The 639-nt window shown below is 41.8% G+C and carries 2 rRNA genes; both read right to left on the reverse strand.

The window, feature by feature from the left end:
- Positions 1–303 (reverse strand): 23S ribosomal RNA (locus E4T88_RS17225); the annotation flags it as partial.
- A 279-nt stretch (positions 304–582) separates the two neighbouring features.
- Positions 583–639: ribosomal RNA gene (locus E4T88_RS17230) — 16S ribosomal RNA — on the reverse strand; the annotation flags it as partial.

The raw sequence follows: 639 nt of genomic DNA on the forward strand, positions 1-639 counted from the left end.
CTACAACCCCAATAGGCAAGCCTATTGGTTTGGGCTATTCCCGTTTCGCTCGCCGCTACTCAGGGAATCGAGTTTTCTTTCTCTTCCTCCGGGTACTAAGATGTTTCAGTTCTCCGGGTGTGCCTTCTCACATACTATGTATTCATATGTGGATAACATGACATAACTCATGCTGGGTTTCCCCATTCGGAAATCTCTGGATCAAAGCGTACTTACAGCTCCCCAAAGCATATCGTCGTTAGTAACGTCCTTCTTCGGCTTCTAGTGCCAAGGCATCCACCGTGCGCCCTTAATAACTTAATCATGTAAATCCTTAGTTAAGCACTGTGTATCGAAGATACAACCATGTTTAACTAACCTTTACCAGTTATTAATGTGTGATGTCGTCTAAAAAGACGACGCGCGATTATTAAGCTTGTTGAATTTCGTTAAAAATTCACTCGGTTTTTTGCTTGGTAAAATCTATTTGCTTACTTATCTAGTTTTCAATGTGCAATGTTGAATGTCAAATAAACATTCAAAACTGAATACAATATGTCTCCGTTATTCCATGACCTTATGGTCATTCCGTAATATCCTTAGAAAGGAGGTGATCCAGCCGCACCTTCCGATACGGCTACCTTGTTACGACTTCGCCCC

It is taken from the genome of Dysgonomonas mossii (assembly GCF_004569505.1).
Classification (GTDB): Bacteria; Bacteroidota; Bacteroidia; order Bacteroidales; family Dysgonomonadaceae; genus Dysgonomonas.